Here is a 1649-nt window from a genome sequence, read left to right on the forward strand (position 1 = left end):
CCGCGGCTCTTGCCCCTTGATCGTCTTCCCTCAGCAAGAAGACATGATCAACCAAGAGCCGCACCCAAGATCAACCAGGGCCAAGCCCAACCCACCACAACGTTAAAACTCAAGGGTCCCTTCACAGTCGATTTGACTGTGAAGGGACCCTTCACGGCTTGCCCCAGTCCCTCCGGGCGGGACGAGCACCACCTGACCGCCCTCGATGAACACGGTCAGCACCTGCCGTCTGCCGATCACGTCCTGGCAGGTGATGGACCACTCGTCCCGGATCGCCACCCTGAGCCGCCTCTCTCTCGCGTCGAGCGGACGACGATGCGACGGGCGGCGCTTGTTGTCGTGACGCCAGCGGCGGGAATCGCCGCGGGGCGGTACCGTGAGCCAGGTCACTGGCGGAGGGAGACAGGGCATGCCGCAACCCCAGCGGATCGTGATCATCGGCGCCGGTCTCGGCGGTGCCTCGGCAGCGGCGGCGCTACGGGAAGGCGGTTACCCGGGCGAAGTCGTGGTACTCGGCGGCGAGTCGCACCGGCCGTACGAGCTGCCCGCGCTGTCCAAGGGGCTTCTGCTCGGCGAAACCGACGAGCCCGACTGGGTGCGGGACGAGGACTTCTACCGGCAGCACGACATCGACCTGCGCCTCGGCACCGTCGCCACGCGCGTCGAACTGGGCGCCCGCCTGGTCCTCGACGGGCACGGCGGTGAGCATCGTTTCGACAAACTCCTGCTGGCCACCGGTTCCCGGCCCCGTGCGCTCCCGGTGCCGGGGGCCGACCTGACCGGGGTGCACACGCTCCGCACCCTCGACGACGCACTCACCCTGCGGTCCGAGTTCGCGCGCGTGAACCAGGTGGTGATCATCGGTGCGGGCTGGATCGGCACGGAAGTGGCGGCCGCGGCGCGCAAGCACGAGGTGGACGTGACCGTGGTCGACCGCCTGCCCGCGCCCCTGCTGCCGGTGCTCGGCCCGGAGATCGCGTCGGTGTTCCAGGACCTGCACACCCTGCACGGGGTGCGGTGGCGCCTCGACAACGGGATCACCGGGCTGACCGGCGGCCCGGACGGGGTGCACGGGGTGCGGCTGGCGGACGGCACCGAACTGCCCGCCGAACTGGTGCTGGTCGCGGTGGGCGTGAAACCCCGCGCCGACCTGGCGCACGCGGCCGGGCTCGAACTGTCCGACGATGGCGGTGTCGCCGTGGACGCGGCCCTGCGCACTTCCGGGCCGGACATCTACGCCGTCGGCGACATCGCCGCGCAGTTCCATCCGCGCTACGACCGGCGGGTGCGCGTCGAGCACTGGGCCAACGCGAAGAACCAGGGCGCCCACGTCGCGCAGAACCTCGCCGGGGCGCACGAGCCGTACCTCAACTCGCCGTACTTCTTCTCCGACCAGTACGACCTGGGATGCGAGTACCGGGGACTGGCGAACCTCGACACCGACCGGCTCGTGGTGCGCGGCGACCTGGCCGGGCGCCGGTTCATCGCGTTCTGGGTGCGCGACGGGCACGTCCAGGCGGCGATGAACGTCAACGACTGGGACCACGGGGACGCGCTGAAGCGCATCGTGGACGGACAACTCGCGGTGGACGACGACACGCTGACCAAGGGCGACCTGTCCAGCCTCGGTTAGGGGCACTGCCGTGAGG

At 70.0% G+C, this 1649-nt stretch carries 1 protein-coding gene; it reads left to right on the plus strand.

The genetic code is table 11. The annotated features are described in order from the left end of the window. Positions 1 to 409 precede the first annotated feature (409 nt). Positions 410 to 1633, plus strand: a complete 1224-nt coding sequence (locus FNH05_RS37015; protein ID WP_144593481.1) for an NAD(P)/FAD-dependent oxidoreductase — start codon at positions 410 to 412, stop codon at positions 1631 to 1633. Positions 1634 to 1649 lie beyond the last annotated feature (16 nt).

This window comes from Amycolatopsis rhizosphaerae, assembly GCF_007713715.1.
GTDB lineage: Bacteria > Actinomycetota > Actinomycetes > Mycobacteriales > Pseudonocardiaceae > Amycolatopsis_E > Amycolatopsis_E rhizosphaerae.